A 565-nucleotide genomic window follows, 5' to 3' on the forward strand; every position below is an offset into this window, starting at 1 on the left:
GTTCGAAGGTCTCGGCGACCACGGCAGCGACATGTTGACCCGAGAACGTGATGTCGCGCGCGAGCGGGCAATAGGGCTTGTCGGGCGGCGGTGTGCCGAACCAGTCCGCCGCGGTCTTCAGGCTGATGATGGTGTCCGGCGTCAGCACCTGCAGCACGCCGGGAGCGGCCTCGGCTGCCTTGGTGTCGATCGCGCGCACCTTGCCGGATGCAATCGTGCTCCCGACCAGCACGGCGTAAGCGAGGCCTTCGAGCTGCTGCTCGATGGCGTATTTCGCCGCGCCGGTGATTTTGGCCGGACCGTCGACGCGCGACAGCCGGCCGCCGACGGCTTCGGCAAAAGCGCCGTCGGACGCATCCCCATGCCTGATGTTGTGAACGGTCATGCCGTCTCTCCCAATTTGAGGATGGCGCGGGAGACGACGCGCGGCGCCAGTTCGACCTTGTAGTGGTTGGCGCCATGGTCGACGGCGCCTTCGACGGCGAGCAGGCTGGCGGCGCGGACTGCGTCCGGCTCCAGCGCGTTGCCTATCAAGGCTGCCTCAACGGCTCGCGCCCGCCACGGC

General features: G+C 68.1%; 2 pseudogenes. Both read right to left on the minus strand.

The annotated features are described in order from the left end of the window. A pseudogene (locus EN750_RS38150) lies at positions 1-385 on the minus strand (xanthine dehydrogenase family protein molybdopterin-binding subunit); the annotation flags it as partial. After that, a pseudogene (locus EN750_RS38155) lies at positions 382-565 on the minus strand (xanthine dehydrogenase family protein subunit M); the annotation flags it as partial. The pseudogenes EN750_RS38150 and EN750_RS38155, both read right to left, overlap by 4 nt.

The sequence above is a fragment of the Mesorhizobium sp. M7A.F.Ca.ET.027.03.2.1 genome, from assembly GCF_003999175.1.
In the GTDB taxonomy this organism is placed as follows: Bacteria; Pseudomonadota; Alphaproteobacteria; order Rhizobiales; family Rhizobiaceae; genus Mesorhizobium.